The organism is Mesonia mobilis DSM 19841 (genome assembly GCF_000423405.1).
GTDB lineage: Bacteria > Bacteroidota > Bacteroidia > Flavobacteriales > Flavobacteriaceae > Mesonia > Mesonia mobilis.
Window position 1 is genome coordinate 1 of sequence record NZ_AUHX01000059.1, and the last position, 1,160, is coordinate 1,160.

Consider the following 1,160-nt stretch of genomic DNA (forward strand, 5'->3'; position numbering starts at 1 on the left):
GTCTGAGTGATTTTTTATCCGTTTAAATTCGTCAAATTTCTTTTAGTTTTCGTTTAAAAGATTGAATAATTTAGAAATGAAATTTGAAATTTACCACGCTGTAATTGTGCATTTTTGACAACGGTTTTGTGTATCTTTCAGTTGTGGGAATTTAAGAACTAAAGATAGTAAAAAGAACTGACTTTGACGCGTAAGCGTCTGTGTCCGAAGGACACAGAGCCACAATTGAAGATATACGGTGTTGGCGAACGTTTTTTTAATTAGTATTATCTCGATTCATAAGATAAGTATAACATTGATCTTCTTTAATTTCAAAAGTTCCACGCCAATCCATTGATCCGTGTGCTGCTGCTTTAAATTCGTATACACCAGGTTTAAATTGTAGAGTTAGGCCTCCATCAGCAAAACATTCCGCATTTTCAATTTCTTTACTTAATTGACCAACTTTAATTCGGTTAATCCAAACTTCTATTGTTTTTGCTTTACGGTGGTCTGACCAAAATGTAATAAAACCGGGCTTTTGAGGTTCATCAGTCAAATTTGGTCCATTCAAATCATAAGCAAAATAAACTTCAGCTGTGTCTGTCCCACGATTTGGCAATTGCCAATTTATTACAGCTTTCGCATCTTTAATTGGTGTCATAACATTAAAATCAACAGAAAATCCATAATAATTGTTAATTACTATTTCTGAAATTTTGCCGTCATTTACATACACCTTTGCATCAGAACAATAATTGAAATTATCGGTTATTTTAACTAAATGCCATCCATCAATAATTTTAGGGAAATCTACTTTATCTTTATATTGATTTTTAACTATATTCAATTGAGCTTCAGTTCTGCTAATTGCTCTAGTTTTTCGATTTTCATCTTTCCAAGCATTTGTAAAGTCTGTTAAGGCATTAGCAATATTATTTAAACCAAAATTGTTATCAATCAAAATATTACTTTGTTGATATGAAATTTGGTTTACTTGAATATAATTTTGTCCAAGTAGAGTAGTAGATAAAAGTAAAAAGCACGAAAAAATAAATGTTTTGTTCATTTTTGATTTTTTAATGTTTGCCAACGGTCTCGTATATCGCTTCAAGTTGCGATCGCTAAGAAACGAATATAGCTAAAAAACTATTAATAATTGAACGTGCCAGAGAAATGTC

General features: G+C 31.0%; 1 protein-coding gene. It reads right to left on the reverse strand.

Features of this window, described 5'->3' with window-relative positions:
* Window positions 1-256: 256 nt before the first annotated feature.
* Window positions 257-1,048, reverse strand: coding sequence for a hypothetical protein (locus G551_RS0112415; RefSeq protein ID WP_156876800.1), 792 nt, complete (start codon window positions 1,046-1,048; stop codon window positions 257-259).
* Window positions 1,049-1,160: the final 112 nt, after the last annotated feature.

Coding starts and splice junctions, on each gene's coding strand:
- G551_RS0112415 (WP_156876800.1), bottom strand. CDS start 1,048: ATGAACAAAACATTTATTTTTTCGTGCTTTTTACTTTTATCTACTACT.